The sequence below is a fragment of the Longimicrobium sp. genome (assembly GCF_036387355.1).
Lineage (GTDB): Bacteria > Gemmatimonadota > Gemmatimonadetes > Longimicrobiales > Longimicrobiaceae > Longimicrobium.
Map to the genome: position 1 here is coordinate 1 of NZ_DASVTX010000197.1, position 18523 is coordinate 18523.

The 18523-nt window shown below is 71.2% G+C and carries 20 protein-coding genes; 13 read left to right on the forward strand and 7 right to left on the reverse strand.

Annotated features, from left to right (window positions below; genetic code table 11):
• Window positions 1-37 precede the first annotated feature (37 nt).
• Both VF665_RS08635 and VF665_RS08640 read right to left on the reverse strand, forming a co-directional pair.
• Window positions 38-466 carry a PDZ domain-containing protein gene (locus tag VF665_RS08635; RefSeq protein ID WP_331053012.1) on the reverse strand — a complete coding sequence of 143 codons (429 nt, stop codon included), beginning with the start codon at window positions 464-466 and terminating at the stop codon, window positions 38-40.
• A 284-nt stretch (window positions 467-750) separates the two neighbouring features.
• Entirely contained in the window at window positions 751-984 is a 234-nt protein-coding gene (locus VF665_RS08640; protein ID WP_331053013.1) for a hypothetical protein, read from the reverse strand.
• Window positions 985-1205: 221 nt separating this feature from the next.
• Between VF665_RS08640 and VF665_RS08645 the strand changes: the two genes are divergently transcribed.
• Window positions 1206-4847, forward strand: coding sequence for a carboxypeptidase regulatory-like domain-containing protein (locus VF665_RS08645; RefSeq protein WP_331053014.1), 3642 nt, complete (start codon window positions 1206-1208; stop codon window positions 4845-4847).
• 85 nt (window positions 4848-4932) lie between these two features.
• Here VF665_RS08645 and trxB read toward each other — a convergent pair whose 3' ends face one another.
• On the reverse strand, window positions 4933-5973 hold the full coding sequence (gene trxB / locus VF665_RS08650) for a thioredoxin-disulfide reductase (protein ID WP_331053015.1): 1041 nt from the start codon (window positions 5971-5973) through the stop codon (window positions 4933-4935).
• Window positions 5974-6474: 501 nt separating this feature from the next.
• Here trxB and VF665_RS08655 point away from each other — a divergent pair.
• From VF665_RS08655 to VF665_RS08700, 10 genes are all read left to right on the forward strand, one after another.
• Entirely contained in the window at window positions 6475-6849 is a 375-nt protein-coding gene (locus tag VF665_RS08655) for a phage holin family protein (RefSeq protein ID WP_331053016.1), read from the forward strand.
• Window positions 6850-7244: 395 nt separating this feature from the next.
• Window positions 7245-7748 (forward strand): DUF177 domain-containing protein, encoded by a 504-nt coding sequence (locus VF665_RS08660; RefSeq protein ID WP_331053017.1) that lies wholly within the window; start codon window positions 7245-7247, stop codon window positions 7746-7748.
• 31 nt (window positions 7749-7779) lie between these two features.
• Window positions 7780-7962 (forward strand): 50S ribosomal protein L32, encoded by a 183-nt coding sequence (gene rpmF, locus VF665_RS08665; protein ID WP_331053018.1) that lies wholly within the window; start codon window positions 7780-7782, stop codon window positions 7960-7962.
• A gap of 29 nt (window positions 7963-7991) precedes the next feature.
• Window positions 7992-8996, forward strand: a complete 1005-nt coding sequence (gene plsX, locus VF665_RS08670) for a phosphate acyltransferase PlsX (RefSeq protein ID WP_331053019.1) — start codon at window positions 7992-7994, stop codon at window positions 8994-8996.
• Complete coding sequence (locus VF665_RS08675) at window positions 8993-9988, forward strand: beta-ketoacyl-ACP synthase III (RefSeq protein ID WP_331053020.1); 996 nt, start codon at window positions 8993-8995, stop codon at window positions 9986-9988. Before plsX ends, VF665_RS08675 begins: the two co-directional genes overlap by 4 nt.
• Complete coding sequence (gene fabD / locus VF665_RS08680; RefSeq protein ID WP_331053021.1) at window positions 9988-10929, forward strand: ACP S-malonyltransferase; 942 nt, start codon at window positions 9988-9990, stop codon at window positions 10927-10929. The genes VF665_RS08675 and fabD overlap by 1 nt, the downstream gene beginning before the upstream one ends.
• 144 nt (window positions 10930-11073) lie before the next feature.
• Window positions 11074-11817, forward strand: a complete 744-nt coding sequence (fabG, locus tag VF665_RS08685) for a 3-oxoacyl-[acyl-carrier-protein] reductase (protein ID WP_414678420.1) — start codon at window positions 11074-11076, stop codon at window positions 11815-11817.
• Window positions 11818-11903: 86 nt separating this feature from the next.
• Entirely contained in the window at window positions 11904-12140 is a 237-nt protein-coding gene (locus tag VF665_RS08690; protein ID WP_170039397.1) for an acyl carrier protein, read from the forward strand.
• Window positions 12141-12226: 86 nt separating this feature from the next.
• Window positions 12227-13474 carry a beta-ketoacyl-ACP synthase II gene (gene fabF, locus VF665_RS08695; RefSeq protein WP_331053023.1) on the forward strand — a complete coding sequence of 416 codons (1248 nt, stop codon included), beginning with the start codon at window positions 12227-12229 and terminating at the stop codon, window positions 13472-13474.
• A 129-nt stretch (window positions 13475-13603) separates the two neighbouring features.
• Window positions 13604-13792, forward strand: a complete 189-nt coding sequence (locus VF665_RS08700) for a hypothetical protein (protein WP_331053024.1) — start codon at window positions 13604-13606, stop codon at window positions 13790-13792.
• Window positions 13793-13933: 141 nt separating this feature from the next.
• On the opposite strand, the gene VF665_RS08705 is transcribed toward VF665_RS08700, so the two are convergent.
• Entirely contained in the window at window positions 13934-15025 is a 1092-nt protein-coding gene (locus VF665_RS08705) for an EAL domain-containing protein (RefSeq protein WP_331053025.1), read from the reverse strand.
• A 161-nt stretch (window positions 15026-15186) separates the two neighbouring features.
• The gene (locus VF665_RS08710; protein ID WP_331053026.1) at window positions 15187-15594 is read right to left on the reverse strand and encodes a response regulator; all 408 of its coding nucleotides are present in this window, start codon (window positions 15592-15594) and stop codon (window positions 15187-15189) included.
• A 437-nt stretch (window positions 15595-16031) separates the two neighbouring features.
• Between VF665_RS08710 and VF665_RS08715 the strand changes: the two genes are divergently transcribed.
• A complete protein-coding gene (locus tag VF665_RS08715) occupies window positions 16032-16454 on the forward strand; it encodes a 6-pyruvoyl trahydropterin synthase family protein (protein WP_331053027.1) in 423 nt (140 codons plus the stop codon).
• A 54-nt stretch (window positions 16455-16508) separates the two neighbouring features.
• Here VF665_RS08715 and VF665_RS08720 read toward each other — a convergent pair whose 3' ends face one another.
• The gene (locus tag VF665_RS08720) at window positions 16509-17312 is read right to left on the reverse strand and encodes a glycosyltransferase family 2 protein (protein WP_331053028.1); all 804 of its coding nucleotides are present in this window, start codon (window positions 17310-17312) and stop codon (window positions 16509-16511) included.
• Window positions 17309-18043, reverse strand: a complete 735-nt coding sequence (locus VF665_RS08725) for a class I SAM-dependent methyltransferase (RefSeq protein WP_331053029.1) — start codon at window positions 18041-18043, stop codon at window positions 17309-17311. The genes VF665_RS08720 and VF665_RS08725 overlap by 4 nt, the downstream gene beginning before the upstream one ends.
• A gap of 339 nt (window positions 18044-18382) precedes the next feature.
• Here VF665_RS08725 and VF665_RS25890 point away from each other — a divergent pair.
• Window positions 18383-18523, forward strand: a 141-nt coding sequence (locus tag VF665_RS25890) for a prepilin-type N-terminal cleavage/methylation domain-containing protein (protein WP_349263114.1), incomplete at its 3' end; no start/stop codon positions are given.

The following is an 18523-nucleotide window of genomic DNA, read 5'->3' on the forward strand; positions in this document are numbered from 1 at the left end:
CCGCCCCTCTGCCATGGATCCGCCGGGGAACGCGCCGCTACCGATTGCGGGGCGCGTCCTCGGAGGGCTGGAACACGAAGTTGATCTCGCGCTCTTCCGTGCCGCGGCGCACCAGGACGCTGTAGCGCGCGCCCGGCGTGCGCTGCCCGAACAGGCCGCGCTCGCGGGCATCCTTGCCGTTCACCCGCAGGATCACATCGCCGGCGCGGAACCCCGCGCGGCCGGCGGACGAGTTGGCATCCACGCCGGTGATCACCGGATAATCGGCAAAGCGCATCTGCCCGTCTTCGCCCCGCACGGGGTTGCCCGTGTACGAGATGCCGATGGCCGGTCCGGGCCGCCTGCTCATCACCACTTCGCTCCCGGTGACCCTCACGCCCGCCGGAATCTGCTGGGCGCGCGCATCGCGGGGAATCAGGGCGGCTGCAAGGAGGACCGCCGCGGCGACACTGGTTCGGTAGTACATCGGCAAAGCCTCTGCGGGAAGGGATGAAAAGGGCGGGCCCCTCCGTCGTCCGCTCCGGCGGCATGCGCGCAGGGATGGACGGATACGGGGTGTGTCCGGTCCGGGGGACGGGCGGCGCGGCGGACGGCCCGCGCCGGGGCGGGAGCTGATCCTCTGCCGTCACCTTTGGTCGGTCGCGCGTACCCCCGGTGCCGCGGGCGGGTTCCCGCGGCGGAGCGCATCCGCCGCGGAAAGCCCCGCGCGTACGCCCGGACCCGGCGGGGGCCGGATCCGGGCGCGGTGCATCAGTAGTAGCAGGTCAGATCCCAGCCGTCGTCCGTGAAGTTGCTCGCCGACCAGCCCACCGCGTCCGGGCCGCAGACCTCGTCGGAGATCAGGATCACGTCGATGATCGAGTAGCGCATCGCGGCCATCACCTTCACGGCGTTGTTCGCGGCCGTTGCCGCGTGCGCCGGGGTCACCGCCACGCTGCCCGCCAGAACGAGTGCTGCAACCAGGGTAGTCCACATCCGCTTCATGGGATCCTCCAGGGATCTGGTGAACGAAAGGGAACTGCAGGGGTGCCCGCCGGCCGACGGCGGAAGCAGGATAAAATGGTGATTAGATGGCGTCAAGAGGGATGACGAGGCTCGTGGAACCCGCGCGCCGCTCTTGCGAAAAACGGCCGCCCTGGTTTGTTTGCGGTCGGTCCCCGATCCCCCTATCACGCCCCGCTCCGCCGCGTCCCGTGCTCTGCGCGATGCCTCGCTTTCCGCTTCGCACCGTCCGGCCCGTTCCGCCCGTCTCCGTGCGCCGCTCGTTCCTCGTCTGGAGATGGCTGGCGCTGCTGGCTCTCCTGGCGGGTGCGTTCGCGCCCCCCGCGCGGGCGCAGGCGGGCCCGGTGCTCACGGGAACGGTAACCGGCCCCGGCGGGCGTCCCGTCGCCGGCGCCGTCGTGCGGGCCACGGGCGACGACGGGCGCCCCGCCGGGGCGCGGACGGACGCGGCGGGGCGCTTTCGCCTCGTGCTGCCGGCCGGTTCGGCGCGGTGGGCGGTGTCCGTCGAGGCGCCGGGGATGCAGTCGCGCACCGTGGTCGTTTCCGCCGCGGGGGGCCGCGTGGCGCCACTGGAGGTCGCGCTGGAGCAGCGCGTGGTGCGCCTGGCGCCGGTCACCGCGCGCGCCACGCGCCCGTCGGAAGCCCGCCCGCGCGCCACGGGCGGGGAGCGCACCTCCAACACGCTCCCCACCTCCTCCGAGCTGTTCCCGGTGGAAGGGGGCGAACTGGCCGACGTCGCCGCGCTCAACGCTGGGGTGCTGGCGGTCCCCGGCGCGGAAGAGGGGACGGGGATCTCCATCGCCGGGCAGCCCGCCTCGCAAACGGGAACCACGCTGGACGGCGCGAGCTACGGGTCCTCCAGCCTGCCCACGGAGGCGGTCGGGGGCACGCGGGTGGTGTCCAGCAGCTTTGACGTGGCGCGCGGGCAGTACTCCGGCGGGCAGGTCGCCGCGACCACGCGCGCGGGCGGCCCGCGGTGGGGCGGGGCGGTGGGCGGGTCCGCGCGGGGCGCGCCCCTGCGCTTCGGCGACCTGCCGGGCGCGGGCGCCGGGCGCGAAAACCGGTGGGCGCGGGTGGACGCGGGGGGCGGGGGGCCGCTCGTCCGCGGGCGCCTGTTCGCCTACGGCGCGCTGCAGGCCACGTCGCGCGCGGGGGACTTCGCCCTGCTGGACACGGCGGACGCGGACGGGCTGCGCCGCCTGGAGGTGAGCCCGGATTCCGCGCGGCGCTTCGGGCGCATCGCCGCGGGGCTGGGGCTCCCCGCGGCGCGGGCGCGCGGCTCCGGCGCGGACGCAGGGTCGGGGGTGCTGCGGCTGGACTGGCGCCTGCCGGGGACGCATGACCTCATGGCGCGCCTGGACTGGCGCGGCACCCGTTCCACCGGCCTGGGCGGCTCCGAGTTCGCCCTCGCGGGGAGCGCGGGGGAGCAGCGCAGCCGCGACGCGGGCGCGCTGGTGCAGCTCGCGTCCGCGTGGGGCGACTGGACGCACGTGCTGCGCGCCTACGCCGCGGGGGGCTCGCGCACCACCGAGCCGGGGTACGCCGGGCCGGCCGGGCGGGTGCGCGTGGTCTCGGACCTGGACGAGGACGACGGGCGGGGCGTGGCGACGCTGCAGTTCGGCGGCAACCCGTTCCTGGCCTCGCGGACGCGGAACGCGCTGCGGGAAATCAGCGACGAGGCCGTGTTCGCGCCCGCCAGCGGCACGCACCAGGTCAAGGCCGGCCTGCTGTACCAGGAAGAGTCCGCGGGGCAGTCGGGCGACGCGAACGAGCGCGGCACCTTTTTCTTCAACTCCCTCGCGGAGCTGGAGGCGGGGGTGCCGTCGCGCTTCGCCCGCGCGCTGGGCGGCCCCGCGCGCGAGGTGGACGCGCGGTACGCGGCGGCGTGGCTGGGCGACACCTGGCGCCCGCAGCCGGCGTTTTCGCTCACCTACGGCGCGCGGCTGGAGCGGGCGTGGTACCCGGACGCCCCGGGCGTCACGCCGTCCGTCGCGAGCGGGTTTGGCGGGGGCGGCGCGCGCATCCCGGCGGAAACGCGCGTCAGCCCGCGGGCGGGGTTCACCTGGCGGATGCCGAAGCGCGGCGCGGTGCTGGCCACGGTGCGGGGCGGCGTCGGCCAGTTCCGCGGCAAGCTTCCGCTCCGCCCGCTGGCCGCCGCGCTGGGGGAAACCGGCGCCGCCGCGCGCTCGCTGGTGTGCCTGGGCGACGCGGCCCCGCGGCCGGCGTGGGCCACCTACGCCGCGGACCCGGGCTCGGTCCCCGCCGCGTGCGCGGACGGCGCGGGCGGGGTTTCGTCGCGCCTTCCCGCCGCGACGCTGTTTGCGCCCGGCTTCGGTGCGCCGCGGGTGTGGAACGGCACCCTGGGGGCGGAGTCCACCATCCGGGACCGCTACTTTCTCACGGTGGAGGGAACGGTGGCGCGCGGGCTGGGGCAGCCGCTGGCCCGCGACCTGAACCTGGGCCCCGCAGCCGGCGCGCTGGCGGGGGAGGGCGGGCGCCCGCTCTACGCCGCGCCGTCGCGCATCCACCCGTTCGGGGGCGCGGCGGACCCGGCGGCCTCGCGGCGGCTCGCGGACCTCGGCGTGGTGCGGGAGGTGAGCGCGAACGGAAGCTCGTGGACGGGGCAGCTCAAGCTGGAGGGGCACACGCTCATCGCCCGCAGCTCGGCGCTCACCCTCAACTACACGTGGACGCGCAGCACGGACGTGGCGACGGGGATCTCCGCGCCCGGGGGCGCCACGGCCACCACGGCGGGTGATCCGCTCCGCCGCGAGCGCGCCCCGGCGGACGTGGAGCAGCGGCACGTGCTGCAGGCGGTGATGACGCGGCGGGTGTCCAGGCTGCTGGACGTGGGGATGGTGGCGCGGGTGGCCTCCGGCTTTCCGTTCTCGCCCATGGTGGACGGCGACGTGAACGGCGACGGCGTGTTCAACGACCGGGCGTTCGTCTTTGACCGGCGCTCGGCGCCGGCGGAGGTGGCGGCGGGGATGGAGCGGCTTCTGCGCCAGGCGCCCGGCTCCGCGGCGGCGTGCCTGCGGCGGCAGATGGGGCGGGTGGCGGGGCGCAACAGCTGCCGCACGCCGTGGTCGCCCTCGCTGGACCTGCGCTTCAACTTCCGGCCAAAGGCGTCCACCACGCCGCGGCGTTTCCGCGGCACCATCATCGCCTCCAACCTCACCGCCGGGCTGGACTACCTGCTGCACGGCGCGGACGGGCTGCGCGGCTGGGGGCAGGTTCCGCTCCCCGACCGCACCCTGCTGTACACGCGGAGCTGGGATCCCGCCGCCGGGGCGTACCGCTACGAGGTGAACCCCGGCTTCGGCCGCGTGGCGGGAACGCGCGGCGCCGGGCGCATTCCGTTTTCGCTCACCTTTCAGGGCCGCATCGCGCTGGGGCCGGACCCGGCGTTTCAGCCGCTCGCGGGGGCCATCGCCGGAACGCGGCAGAACAACAACACGCCGCAGGTGCTGCGCCCCGCGCTGGCCACCCGCCTGCCGAACGTCCCCGCGCAGGTGCTGGCGCTCAACGGCCCGCGCGGCCTGCAGCTCACGCCGGAGCAGGCGCAGCGCATGCTGGACGCCGCGGCGCAGGTGGAGGCGCGCCTGGGCCCCGCGCGCGACACCCTGGTGGCGCTACTGTCCGCGCCGCTCGCCCAGCGCGCCGCCGCGCAGGAGCGCATCACCGCGCTGGGGCGCGAGGCGCAGCAGGCGATGGACGCGGGGATGGAGGCCGCGCGCGCCGTGCTGAACGCGGAGCAGTGGCGGCGCCTGCCCGCGGAGCTGACCCAGCCCCGGAGCGACGCCCCGCTCGTCCCGCCGCAGCGGATCGAGTTCAGCGGGTCGTAGCGGCGGGTCGTCCGCGAAAACGAGGAGAGGCCGCGAGCGGAATGCTCGCGGCCTCTTCGGCTGCCGGGGATGGGCGACGGTGGGATCAGCCGCCGTGGCTGACCAGTTCCTCGCCGTGGGCCACGGACGATTCGCCCGTTTCCATCACCGGCACCTGGCCGATGTGCTCGTGGTGCGCCAGCCAGCGTTCGGCTTCCAGCGCGGCCATGCACCCGGTGCCGGAGGCGGTGATGGCCTGGCGGTAGTAGTCGTCCATCACGTCGCCGGCCGCAAACACGCCGGGGACGCTGGTGATGGTGCGCCAGGGCACGGGGCACTGCACGTAGCCGTGCTCCGTGAGGTCAATGTGCCCCTGCAGGAACGCGGTGTTGGGCGTGTGCCCGATGGCCACGAACAGCCCGCCCACCTCCATAACCCGCTGCTCGCCGGTGCGGGTGTCTTCCAGCCGCAGCGCGGTGATGAAGTCGTCGCCGATGACCTCCGTCACCTTGGTGTTCCACTCCACGCGGATCTTGGGGTTGGCCAGGGTGCGCTCCGCCATGATCTTGCTGGCGCGAAAGCTGTCGCGCCGGTGGATCAGGACGACTTCGCCCGCGTACTTGGTCAGGTAGCCGGCCTCTTCCATGGCCGTGTCGCCGCCGCCGACCACCGCGAGCGTCTTGCCGCGGAACGCCGGAAGCGCGCCGTCGCACACTGCGCAGGCCGACACGCCGCCGCCGGTCTGCGAAAGGCGAAGCTCGTTGGGCAGCCCCAGCCAGTTGGCGCGCGCCCCGGTGGCGATGATGACGGCGCGGGCCCGCACCGGATCGCTGTACGTGGGGGTGAGGACGAACGGGTACGCCTGCAGGTCCACCGAGGCGACGTTCTCCTGCAGCGTCCGCGTGCCGAAGCGCTCCGCCTGCTCCTTCATGCGCATGGGGAGTTCCTGCCCGCCGATCCCTTCGGGAAAGCCGGGAAAGTTTTCCACGTCGCCGGTGTACATGAGCTGGCCGCCGGGGATCATGTCGCGGGAGGGTTCGCCCTCGATCACCAGCGGGTTCAGGTTGGCGCGCGCCGCGTAGATGGCCGCGGTCCACGCCGCCGGTCCCGAGCCCACGATCACCAGCGTTTCTACGTTCCCGTCCACGGGCGTTGCTCCTTGCGGTTGTTGTGCGTGGTGCAGCCGTAAATATAACGGATTCCGGGACGTATTGACAGCCGTTGCGCGTGGTGGATGAGAGTGCGGGGATGGTTGTGGGCGTGTCCCTCCGCTGCGCTCCGGGCCGGGCTGCGGGCGCCGTAGGCAACGATACAGCTGTTGCCAACGGCGGCGAGCCACCGGCGCGCCCGGGCCCCGGCGCCGCCGGCGGACCATGGTGCGCCGCGCGCCGGTGTCTCGCCCCTTCGGGCCCGCATCCCTCACGCAACCGCGGCCAACGGCCCTGGTTCCCTTTTCCCCGGCGCCTCCCCACATTGTCCGCCCGCGCCGAATCCCGCCGCGCGCGACGCCGTAGTGCACTTTCGTACTTTCGTACTTTCGTACTTTCGTACTCTCGTACTCTCGTACTCTCGTACTTTTGTTCTGAGCACCGGGCACTGGGCCCTGGGCACCGCGGTTCCCGCACTCACGCACTCACGCACTTCCCTCATGAAGCTTATCCTCCGCTGGATCGCCTCCGCCGCCGCGGTGGGGCTGGCCATCCACCTCCTGCCGGGGCTGGACTACGACGGCCGCATCACCACGCTGTTCGTGGTCGCGGTCATCCTGGGCCTGGTGAACGCCATCGTGCGCCCCATCGTAAAGATGCTGGCGTGCGGCATCATCGCGCTCACGCTGGGGCTGGCGCTGCTGGTGATCAACGCGGCCATGCTGTACCTCACCAGCTTCATCGCGGGGCAGCTGGGCTACGGCTTCCACGTGCTGGACTTCAGGTCCGCCGTACTCGGCTCGCTCATCATCAGCATCGCCTCGTGGTTCCTGTCGCTGTTCATCCACGACGACAAGGATGACCGGCGGCGCTGAACCGGGATCGGAACCCCACGGCGAGCCAGCCCGGCCCTCCTCCGCGGGGTGTGTCTCCGTGTCTCTGTGCCTCTGTTGGAGAGTGCCGTTCTCAGTTCTTCCGTGACCTCCATGCAACCTCCGTGACCTCCGTGAGAGACGCGGTTGCCTGACCCTCGGCCACGCGGAGAGCGAAGGTCCGCACGGGAGCAGAACCGCGGACCCGGTGTACCGGGGTGCCCGCGGCGGGACGGGTGCTGACCCGTTCCCGGCGCACCCCTTGCTTGACCGGCGCGCGCGAGCTCCCGGCAGCACAACGCCGGAACCCCGCGAACGGCCCGTCCGGAGCGCCCGGCCTCCCGTGCGGCGCGTTTGGTTGACAGGACGCGGGTTTCCGCATACTTTTCCGGTTTATGTTGAAAGTCAGCCTCGCGGCACTGGACCGCGGAGAAGTGCAGCTTCGGGAGCAGATCGCCCCGGACGATCCGATGTGGCAGGGCGCCGGGGTAGACCTGGCCGCCCCGCTGGACGTGGAGCTTGCCGCCCGCTCCGTAGGCGAGGGCGTGTTCGTGCGCGGCCGGCTCCGCACCACCGTGCGGCTTGCCTGCCGGCGCTGCCTCACGTCCGTCGACAACGTGCTGGACGAAGAAGTAGACTTCTTCTTCGAGCCGCTGACGGAAGAAGACGAAGAAGCGGAGGGCGAAGTCTACCCTCTGCCGGCCCGCGGGGACGAGCTGGACCTGGCCGAAGCGGTCAGGGAGCAGCTTCTTCTGCGGGCGCCGGAGTTTGCCCTGTGCAGCGAGGAGTGCCGCGGACTGTGTCCGCAGTGCGGCACCGACCTCAACACGGGGGAGTGCGAGTGCGTACCCGAGCAGGCCGAGAGCCCCTGGGGCGCCTTGAAAAACGTCAAGTTCGACTGACCAACCTAGATACGCAGAGCAGGGGGCTCCCATGGCCGTACCGAAGCGTCGCCAGTCCAAGCAGCGCCAGCGCAAGCGCCGCACGCACGTGAAGGCTTCCATGCCTTCCTTCAACGCGTGCCCGCAGTGCGGCGACCCGCACATTCCGCATCGCATCTGCGCCAACTGCGGGTACTACCGCAAGGAGCAGCGGGTCGAGGTCGACGAGTTCTAAGCGAACCCGTCAACCCCAGACCATTCATCATGCGGATCGCGCTGGACGCGATGGGCTCCGATCGTGCCCCGGCCGTTGAGGTCGAGGGCGCGGTCGGAGCTTTGCTTGACCGGTCCGACGACGTTCGCGTCGTCCTGGTCGGCGATACGGAGCGCATTGAAGCCGAGCTGGCGCGTTTTCCCGACGCGCCGCGCGACCGGCTGGAGATCGCGCACGCCTCCGAAGTCATCGAGATGGGCGAGTCGCCCGCCACGGCCATCCGCCGCAAGCGCGACTCCTCCATCGTGGTCGGGGTGCGCATGCTGCAGGCGGGCGAAGTGGACGCCTTCATCAGCGCCGGCAGCACGGGCGCGGTCATGGCGGCGTCGCTCGTCATTCTGCGCGCAATCCCCGGCGTGGACCGCCCCCCGGTGGGCGCCCGCATCCCCACCGCCACCGGCAAGTGCCTGGCGCTGGACGTGGGCGCCAACGTGGACTGCAAGCCCCATCAGCTGGTTCAGTTCGCCCAGCTCGGCAGCGTGTACGCGGCCGACATGTGGGGCGTGCAGAACCCGCGGGTGGGGCTGCTGAACATCGGCACCGAGCCCGAGAAGGGGAACGAGGTGGTGCTGGAGGCGCACCAGATGCTGGCGCGGCTCCCCAACCTCAACTTCATCGGCAACGTCGAGGGCCGCGAGATCGTGAGCGGCAAGTGCGACGTGCTGGTGGCCGACGGGTTCGTGGGCAATGTGATGCTCAAGTTCTACGAGTCCGTCGCCGGCCTCATCACCGGCATGCTGCGCCGCGAGCTCACGGAAACGGGCGCGCAGCTGGACCTGGAGCGCGTGTTCCGCTCGCTGGACTACGCGGGCATCGGCGGCGCGCCGCTGCTGGGCGTGAACGGCGTCGTCATCATCTGCCACGGCGGCTCTCCGCCCCTGGCCATCCGCAACGCCATCGACGTGGCCGCGCAGTCGGTGCAGCGCGAAATGGTGCCGCACATGAAGGCGCTCATGGCCCTGACCGCGGACGCCCCTCCCCCGCAGGACTCATGATTCCATCCAACGCCCCGCGCGCGCGCCTGGTGAGCACCGGCCGGTTCTCGCCGCCGCGCGTGGTGACCAACGCCGAGATGGAAACCCTCGTCGAAACCAACGACGAGTGGATCCGCTCGCGCACCGGCATTCGCGAGCGCCGCATCGCCGACAAGGAGACCGGCGCCGCCGACATGGCCGCGGGCGCCGCCCGGGTGGCCATGGAGCGCGCCGGCATCACCGCCATGGACGTGGACATGCTGCTGCTGTCCACCGCCACCCCCGACCGCCTGCTTCCGTCCACCGCGTGCGACGTGCAGGCGCTGCTGGGTGCCCGCAACGCCGCCGCGTACGACTACGCCACGGCCTGCTCCGGCTTTCTCTACGGCCTGTCCATGGCGGAGGCGCACATCGCCTCCGGCCAGGCCGAGACGGTGCTGGTGTGCGCCACGGAAAAGATGTCGTCCATCGTGGACTGGACGGACCGCACCACCTGCGTGCTGTTCGGCGACGGCGCCGGCGCGGCCGTGGTGCGCAGGGCGGACGACGAGCGCGGCATTCTGAGCACGTACATGAAGAGCGACGGCACCCTGGCGGACCTGCTGTACCGTCCCGGCGGCGGGGCCCGCTTTCCGCTGGACATCTCGGTGCTGGACGAGCGCAGCCACTACGTGAAGATGGCCGGGCCCGAGGTCTTCAAGTCCGCCGTGCGCGCCATGTGCGAGGCGGCCGAGACGGCCATGCAGCGCGCCGGGGTGACGGCGGACCAGATCGACCTCATGGTTCCGCACCAGGCCAACGTGCGCATCATCGAATCCACCGCCAAGTACGCGAAGATGTCGATGGACAAGGTCTTCGTGAACGTGGACCGGTACGGCAACATGTCGTCGGCCTCCATTCCCGTCGCGCTGGACGAGGCGATCGAGCAGGGGCGCTGCGGGCCGGGTTCGCTGGTGCTGATGGTGGCGTTCGGCGCGGGCTTTACGTGGGCCTCCAACGTGGTGCGCCTCTGATGAACGGCGAGCGGATCGCCCTGCTCTTTCCCGGGCAGGGATCGCAGACGGTGGGGATGGGGCAGGACCTGGCGGAGCGCTTTCCCGAGGCCCGCGCCCTGTTTCAGGAAGCGGACGACGCCCTGGGCTTCGCGCTGTCGAAGCTGATGTGGGAAGGCCCCGCCGACGAGCTGACGCTGACGGTGAACGCGCAGCCCGCGCTCCTCGTCCACAGCGCCGCCGTCTGGGCCGTGCTCAGGGCGGCCGACATCGACGTGGTGGCCGCGGGCGGGCACTCGCTGGGCGAGTTCAGCGCGTACCACGCCGCCGGCTCGCTGGCCTTTGCCGACGCGGTGCGCACCGTGCGCCGCCGCGGCGAGCTGATGCTGGAAAGCGGAACCGCGCGCCCGGGGACCATGGCCGCCGTGCTGGGGCTGGACGACGACGTGGTGGAAGGCGTGTGCCGCGAGGCGTCGGCCGAGGGATCCGTCGTGGTGCCCGCCAACTTCAACTCGCCCGGCCAGGTGGTGGTGAGCGGCGACGTGTCGGCGGTGGAGCGGGTGGGTCCCATGCTGGTTTCGGCGGGCGCCAAGAAGGTGCAGCCGCTGAACGTGTCGGGCGCCTTCCATTCCCCGCTCATGGCGGTGGCGGAAAACGGGCTGCGCGCGCAGCTGGAGGGCGCGGCCTTTGGGAACCCCGCGTTCCCCGTGGTGAGCAACGTGACGGCTTCGCCGGTGACGGACGGCGCTGAGGCGCAGCGGCTGCTGGTAGAGCAGCTCACGTCCCCGGTGCGGTGGACCCAGTCCGTGCGCACCATGCTGCAGATGGGCGCGGAGCGGTTTCTGGAGGTGGGTTCCGGCAAGGTGCTAGTGGGGATGCTCAAGCGCATCGACGCCGCCGCCAACGGCCGGGGCGTGGCGCTGGGCACGGCGGATGCGGTCGCCGAGTACCTGAACGGATAAAAGCAGTGCCCAGGTTCACGTGCCCGGTGCCCAGGGGAGCGGGCGGGCACGAGCGCCGGGCGGCCGTTGGGTACTGGGCACTTGGCACTGAGTACTTTCTGTTGTTGGGCACTGGGTACTGAGCACTGGGCACTTTCTTTCCGGGTGACTTCCGTGGAGCTTTCGGGCCAGGTCGCGCTGGTGACGGGCGGCTCCCGCGGCATCGGCCTCGCCATTGCGCGGGAGCTGGCGTCGGCGGGGGCCAGGGTGGCGGTGGTGGCGCGCGACGGCGCGCGGGCGCAGGCGGCCGCGGCCGAACTGCCGGGCGAAGGGCACCGGGGCTACGCCTGCGACGTGGCGGACCCCGCCGCCTGCACCGAGCTGGTCAAGACGGTGGAGGGCGACCTGGGCTCGCTGGACGTGCTGGTGAACAACGCCGGCGTCACGCGCGACAACGTCCTCATGCGCATCAAGGACGAGGACTGGGACGCCGTGCTGGACACCAACCTGCGCGGCGCCTTCAACCTCATGCGCGCTGCCAGCCGCGGGATGATGAAGCGGCGCGCCGGACGCATCGTGAACATCACCAGCGTGGTGGGCATTACCGGCAACGCCGGGCAGGCCAACTACGCGGCCAGCAAGGCGGGGCTTATCGGGATGACCAAGAGCGTGGCCAAGGAACTCGCCGGGCGGGGAGTTCTGGTCAACGCGGTCGCCCCGGGGTACATTGAGACGGACATGACGAGCGACCTGCCCGAGGCCGCCCGCGGCGCGCTGATGGGCGGAATCGCGCTGGGACGGCTGGGCCGGCCGGAAGACATCGCCCCGGCGGTGCGTTTCCTTGCCGGGCCGGGTGCGGCGTACATCACCGGGCAGGTGCTGGTGGTGGATGGCGGGATGGTGATGTAGGCAGGACGGGCCACACAACAGGGCAGGGAACCCCGCCGGCGAGCACGGCCGGGGTCCGCACGCTAAAACCAAACAGGAGACGGGAAATGGCGGACATCGAGGCGAAGGTCAAGGAAATCATCATCAACGAGCTGGGCGTGGACGCCGAGAAGGTGACCCCGGAGGCCTCGTTCGTGGAGGACCTTGGCGCGGACTCGCTGGACACCGTGGAGCTGGTGATGGCCTTCGAGGAAGAGTTCGGGATGGAGATTCCGGACGAAGAGGCCGAGAAGCTGCGCACGGTGGGCGACGCCATCAGCTACATCTCGAGCAACCAGGGCTGAGCCGCACGGCTCGCCCCCGCTGGAACCTTCATAGGCCGTCCCCCGTGGACGGTTCGGTCACACGTCCCGATTTCCCGGAGCGGCTGATGAATCGCCGAGTCGTGATTACCGGGACCGGCCTCGTAACGCCCGTCGGGCTGGACGTCCAGGAATCCTGGGCGGCCCTGCTCGGCGGGCGTAGCGGTACCGGTCCCATTACGCAGTTCGACGCATCCGAGTACCCCGTGCGCTTCGCGGCCGAGGTCAAGGGGTTCGACCCCGGGCTGTACATCGACCGCAAGGAGGTCAAGCGCACCGACCGCTACAGCCAGCTGGCCATCGCCGCGTCCGTGCAGGCCATGCGCGAGGCGGGGCTGGACGAGGGGCTGGGCTCCATTGATCCCGAGGCGTTCGGGGTGATCGTCGCCAGCGGCATCGGCGGCATTCACACCTTCGAGGAGCAGCACGGCCGCCTGCTGGACAAGGGACCGGGGCGCGTGTCGCCCTTCTTTGTCCCCATGTTCATCAGCGACATCGCGGCGGGGCTGGTGAGCATCCGGTACGGGCTCAAGGGCCCCAACTACTGCACCGTGAGCGCCTGCGCCAGCGGCGCGCACGCCATCGGCAACGCGTTCCGGCACATCAAGGCCGGCGACGCGGACCTCATGCTGGCGGGCGGCGCCGAGGCGGCCATCTGCCCCACGGCCATGGCCGGCTTCGCCAACATGACGGCGCTGTCCACGCGCAACGACTCGCCGGAGACGGCGAGCCGCCCGTTCGACCGCACCCGCGACGGCTTCGTGCTGGGCGAGGGCGCGGGGATGGTGGTGCTGGAGGAACTGGAGCACGCCCGCGCCCGCGGCGCCACCATTCTGGCCGAGGTCGTCGGATACGGCCTTACCGGCGACGCGTACCACATCACCGGGCAGCCGGAGAACCACGAGGGGCTGGCGCGGGCGATGCGGATGGCGCTGCGCGAGGCCGGCGCGCAGCCGTCCGACGTGGACTACGTGAACGCGCACGGCACCAGCACGCCGCTGAACGACAGCAACGAGACGGGCGCCATCAAGCTCGTGCTGGGCGATCACGCGCGCGGCATCATCGTAGGCAGCACCAAAAGCATGACGGGGCACCTGCTGGGCGCGGCGGGGGCCATCGAGGGCGTGTTCAGCGCGCTGGTGTGCCGGGAGGGAAAGATCCCGCCCACCATCAACTACAGCGAGCCGGACCCGGAGTGCGACCTGAACTACGGGACCGACGGGGTCACGGAGCGGCCGGTGCGCCTGGCGCTCAGCAACTCCGCCGGCTTCGGCGGCCACAACGTTTCCCTCGCCGTCCGGCGCTGGGACGCGTAACTCGCCGCCTGACGGGATGATGGACGGCTTCCGCGCACGGTGCGCGGAGGCCGTTCTGTTTGTCAGGGTTGCCCGCCGTCGTTATCCTGATCCGCGGGAAGGGATCAACCCGGAGAGGAGCTGGAGTCGATGAAGCAGCAACCTGATCAGCGCGACGAGCGCAGCGCGGTTCTGGAGGACATCCGGATTGCCGAGCAACAGATTGCGGAGGGGCGCGTTGTGGATCACGAAACCGCCAAACGGATCATCCTTGCCCGGTTTGGGGGCAGGGTCGAATCGGCGCTCGACCCCATGCAGCGGAAAACGCCGGCATCCTGAGGGATGCGTGCTCCGCCCGCTTCACCGTGCCGGCCCGTGCGCGGCTCTGCCCCGGTCGTGCCGCGATCTGAACTGAAACGGCCTGACCGGGCATTCCGCCGGTCAGGCCGTTGCTTTTCGCGAACCGAGCGCAGGCGGCGCTCAGGCCGGGGTGGCGAGGGCGGGCTGCAGGGAGGGCTGCACCAGCGAGTGCGTCACCAGCTCGGGCTGCGGGCGGCCGAACAGGTATCCCTGCAGCAGGTTCACCCCCAGCCCTGACATCACGCGCCACTCCTCCTCGCGCTCCACGCCCTCCGCCAGCACCATCTGCCCGTTGTCCTGCCCCAGCTTTACGAGCGACGCGCACACCTCGCGGTGGAACGGCGAATCCACCGACCGGCTCACCAGTTCCCGGTCGATCTTGATGAGGTCCGGGTTCAGGTCCGCCATCATGGCCAGCCCCGAATATCCGCTCCCCACGTCGTCCAGCGCGACCTTGAAGCCCGTGGCGCGATAGTACGCCAGCAGGTTGCGCAGGTGCTCGCGGTCCACCTGCTCCGTTTCCACCATCTCAAACACCACGTGGTCCGGGTCCAGCCCGGCGAGCGCCGCGGCGCGTACCGTGGTGCGCAGGCAGAACTCCGGCTTGTAGATGGCCGTGGGCAGAAAGTTGACGAGCAGGTGGCAGTCGGATGGAATGCCCTTGCGCCCCGCATTGCCCAGGTGCAGCTCGCGCGTGTGCCGGTCCAGCATGAAGGTGAGGTGCTCCTGCCTGGCCCACTCCAGAAGCGTCACCGGCGGCACCAGCGCGCCATCTTCCGCGCGGCCGCGCATCAGGCACTCGTAGCCCCACAGCTCCAGCGTGCCCGCCCAGAAGATGGGCTGAAACCACGACTCGATGCGGTTGTCGCGCATCATGGCCGGCAGGGGCGAGCTGTCCACCGACACCATCTCGGCCAGTGGCCCGCAGTGCAGCAGGGTGACGAGCTGCTCCTCCAGCGGCGCGCCGGCGCGCACCCACGCCGCCCGCAGCGCGCCGAAGCGGCCCGCGTCCAGCACCGTGCGCAGAAAGTTGGCAACCTGCGCAATGCCGGACCAGCGCGACGCGGAGCCCACCTCCACGCGAATGGCGCCCAGGGCGGGATGCACGGTCCAGTCGTCGCGCTCGGCCATCAGCTCGAACTCCGGGTACCGGTCCAGCCCGGGTGCCAGAATCACCAGGCTGCGCTCGTCCGTCCGGCATTGGCAGTGCATGTCGCCCCTGTGCGTTCGTTCAGTCCCGTTCTGCATCGAATGTATGTAGCATGTTCGAGGCCCGTCGCGCTACAGCCGGCGCGCGCGGCGTACCGAATGAAAGTGCCGTCCCTGAAACCACGGAACGGCACGGATGCGGAGTGCGGAGAGGGTGCGCCGGTTCAGCTGGCCTGCTTGCGCGCCTCGATCCAGCCGCGGACGCGCCCCAGAAACGAGCGCACGTCAATGGGCTTGGTGACCAGGTCGTCGCAGCCGGCGGCCATCACGCGGTCGCGGGCGCCTTCCATGGCCGTGAGCGCGATCACGGGCACGCCCGCCAGCGACGGCGCCGCGCGAATCTCGCGCGTGGCCTGAAGCCCGTCCATCAGCGGCATCATCATGTCCATCAGGATCAGGTCCGGGCGCTCGGCCAGGGCGCGCTCCACGGCCTGCCTTCCGTTTACCGCCTCAACCACGCGGTAGCCGAACGCGTCCAGCAGCGTGCGCATGGCGTCCCGGCTGTCCTCGTGATCCTCGGCGACCAGCACCACGGGCCGGTTTTCCGCCTCTGCCGCGTCGGAAGGCTGCACGGGTGAGATCCGGGGCACGGAGGTCTGGCGCCCGCGATCCGGAGTCACGGATGCGTAGCTGTGCGTCTCGGGACGGACGAGCGAGGACGTGGACATGTCGCGGGGAGGTGCGGGACCCGAGGCCGGAAGTGCGGATGTATTCAAAACTTTTCCGAACGTGCAACAGGCAAGTCGCATGCCGGGTCGGTGCAGGGTTCCGGGCGAGGGGGTGGTGCTGCGCCCGGAACGTTTCGGGACGGGATTCGGGGAACTGCCAGGGAATAGGGAATAGGGAATAGGGAATAGGGAATAGGGGGATTGCGGGAGGGCGGGCGGGGGAGGAGGGGGCCCGGGCTTCGCCGCGGGGTGCGCGGAACGGGCGGGGCGGATTGCGCGGGGCGGGCGTGTGCTCGAGATTCGCGGGCACGACGCGTTTCTCCTTCCATCCGCCGGATGCCATGGCCCGCATGCAGCTTACGCGCAGGGTGCGCTTCAGCGCCGCGCACCGCTACCACCGCCCCGAGTGGACGGAGGAGCGCAACCGTGCCACGTTCGGCCCCTGCAGCAACCCGCACGGCCACGGGCACGACTACCTGCTGGAAGTAGTGCTGGAAGCCCCCGTCGACGCCCAGACGGGGTTCTCGGTGGATCTGGGGATGCTGGACCGCGTGCTTGCGGAAGAGGTGACGGCGCCGCTGGACCACCAGCACCTGAACCACGTGGTCCCGGAGTTCGCTCCCGGCGGCCTGATCCCCACGACGGAGAACATCCTGCAATGGATCTGGCCCCGCGTGGCGGCGCGGATGGAGGGCGCGCGGCTGGTGCGCATGCGGCTGCACGAGAACCGCGACTTCTTTGTGGAGTGGGACGGAACGGAATGAAGCACGCCCCCGCGGCCCTGGAGGCCGCGGGGGCGTGCTCGTGCTGCGCGGCGCTCAGGACCTCCGCGCGGTGGCGTCCGGAGCGGGCAGAGGGGGGGCGGGCGCCCAGTGCGGAAGCGCGGAGGCGGGCGGCACGTAGCGCGGCACCGCCGGCCCGAACACGTTCGCGCGGATGATGTGCCAGATCGCCGCGACGCCGTCCCTCCACCCGATCTTCTTTCCCTCGTCGTACGTGCGGCCCGCATACGAGATGGGGACTTCGTAGATGCGCGCGCGCGCCTGGGCCAGCCGCGCCGTCAGCTCCGGCTCGATCCCGAAGCGGCGGGTGCGCAGGGGAAGGCTCTTCATCAGATCCGCACGCGCCATCTTGTAGCACGTTTCCATGTCGGTCAGGTTCAGGTCCGTCATCATGTTCGACAGGAGCGTGAGCACGCCGTTTCCCAGACGGTGCCAGAAGTAGAGCACCCGGTGCGGCCCGCCCGCAAAGCGCGACCCGAACACCGCGTCCGCCCGCCCGTCCTGGATGGGCTCCAGCAGCCGCGGCAGCTCGAACGGGTCATACTCCAGGTCCGCGTCCTGAATGACGATGACGTCGCCCGTGGCCGCGGCGATCCCCGCGCGCACCGCGAGGCCCTTGCCGCCGTTGCGGGGCTGCTCGATCAGCCGGTGGATGACGCCCTCGGCCAGCAGGGCGCGCAGAACGTCGCGGCTGCCGTCCGTGGAGCCGTCGTCCACGCAGATGACCTCCATGGGCAGCCCCACCGCGCGCAGCCGGGCGGTGGCGTGGCGCAGCGTGGCGGCCTCGTTGTACACCGGCATCACGACGGAAAGCCGGGTTTCTGCTTCACGGGCCGTCATGCGGCGGCATCCTTTCGTGCGATGGCGATCAGGCTCTGCCCCGCCGGCGGGTTCCACACCCGCTCCAGCCGCGAGATCCACGGGATCATCCAGCGGTCGTACAGCCGCGCGTCCGCGGCGCTCACCGTGCGGCGGCGCAGCACCCGGCCGCTGAGCCACCATGCGAGGATGCCGGGAAAGTTGGTGTAGCGCGCGGAGACGATGCTGAAGCCCGCCTCACGCAGCCGCGCCTGCAGCTCCGGGCGCGTGTAGCGGCGCACGTGCTCGAACGCCTCATCCAGCGTGCCGTAGATGGCGGGAAGCGCGGGGACAAAGAGGAGCGCGTGGCCTCCACCTTCGAGCAGGCGGTGGGCGTCGCGCAGAAAGCCGGCGTCGTCGCGCACGTGCTCCATTACGTTCACCGCCACCACGGTGTCAGCGCTGGCCGGGCCGCCCGCGTCCGCCAGGTAGCCGCGCAGGGTGCGCACGCCGGGGTCCGCGGCAAAGCGGGCCCGCAGGTGCGGCCAGTTGTTCTGCGCCGGCTCTACCAGCGTAAGCCGGGCGTGGGGCGCGGCGGCGCGCAGGTGCCCGGCAAAGGTGCCGATCCCCGCGCCCGCCTCCACGATGCGGCTGCCCAGCCAGGGCGCGAACCGCTGCGTGATCCACCCGTAGTAGTTGTGTGCCCCGGCCAGCGCGTCCAGCTCGTCGCCGGAGTAGGTGAAGCCGGGGGTGGGGGCGGGAGAGGGGGGCATGCGACGCTGCGGCGGGCGGAGGTGGGTGGAGCCGACATTCTGCATTCCGCAGGGCGGGCGGGGAAGACCCTGGCCCGCGCGGCCCCCGGCGCGCATATTCCGCGGCGCGGACGTGCCACCCCCCTCCCGTTCCGCGCGGTGCTGCGATTTGCCAGCATCCATGCAAATCGTCATGCAGAACGCCGGGCACGCGGGGTGTCCGGGATCGCCTAAGTTCGCTTTTAACAATGGTTTGCATCGTGTGCGGCAATCTGGCCCACCCGTTGCCTGAGAGCGGGCCGTGAGCAGCACACGGCGTGCTGAAACACCCCGCACAACTTTTCCACCGGAGCAGCACCAATGCGCAACCTTCGCAACAACAAGGGCTTCACGCTGATCGAACTGATGATCGTGGTGGTCATCATCGGCATTCTGGCCGCGATCGCGATCCCCAAGTTCAACAGCGTCTCCAAGAACGCCAAGCAGGCGGAAGCCGGCCCG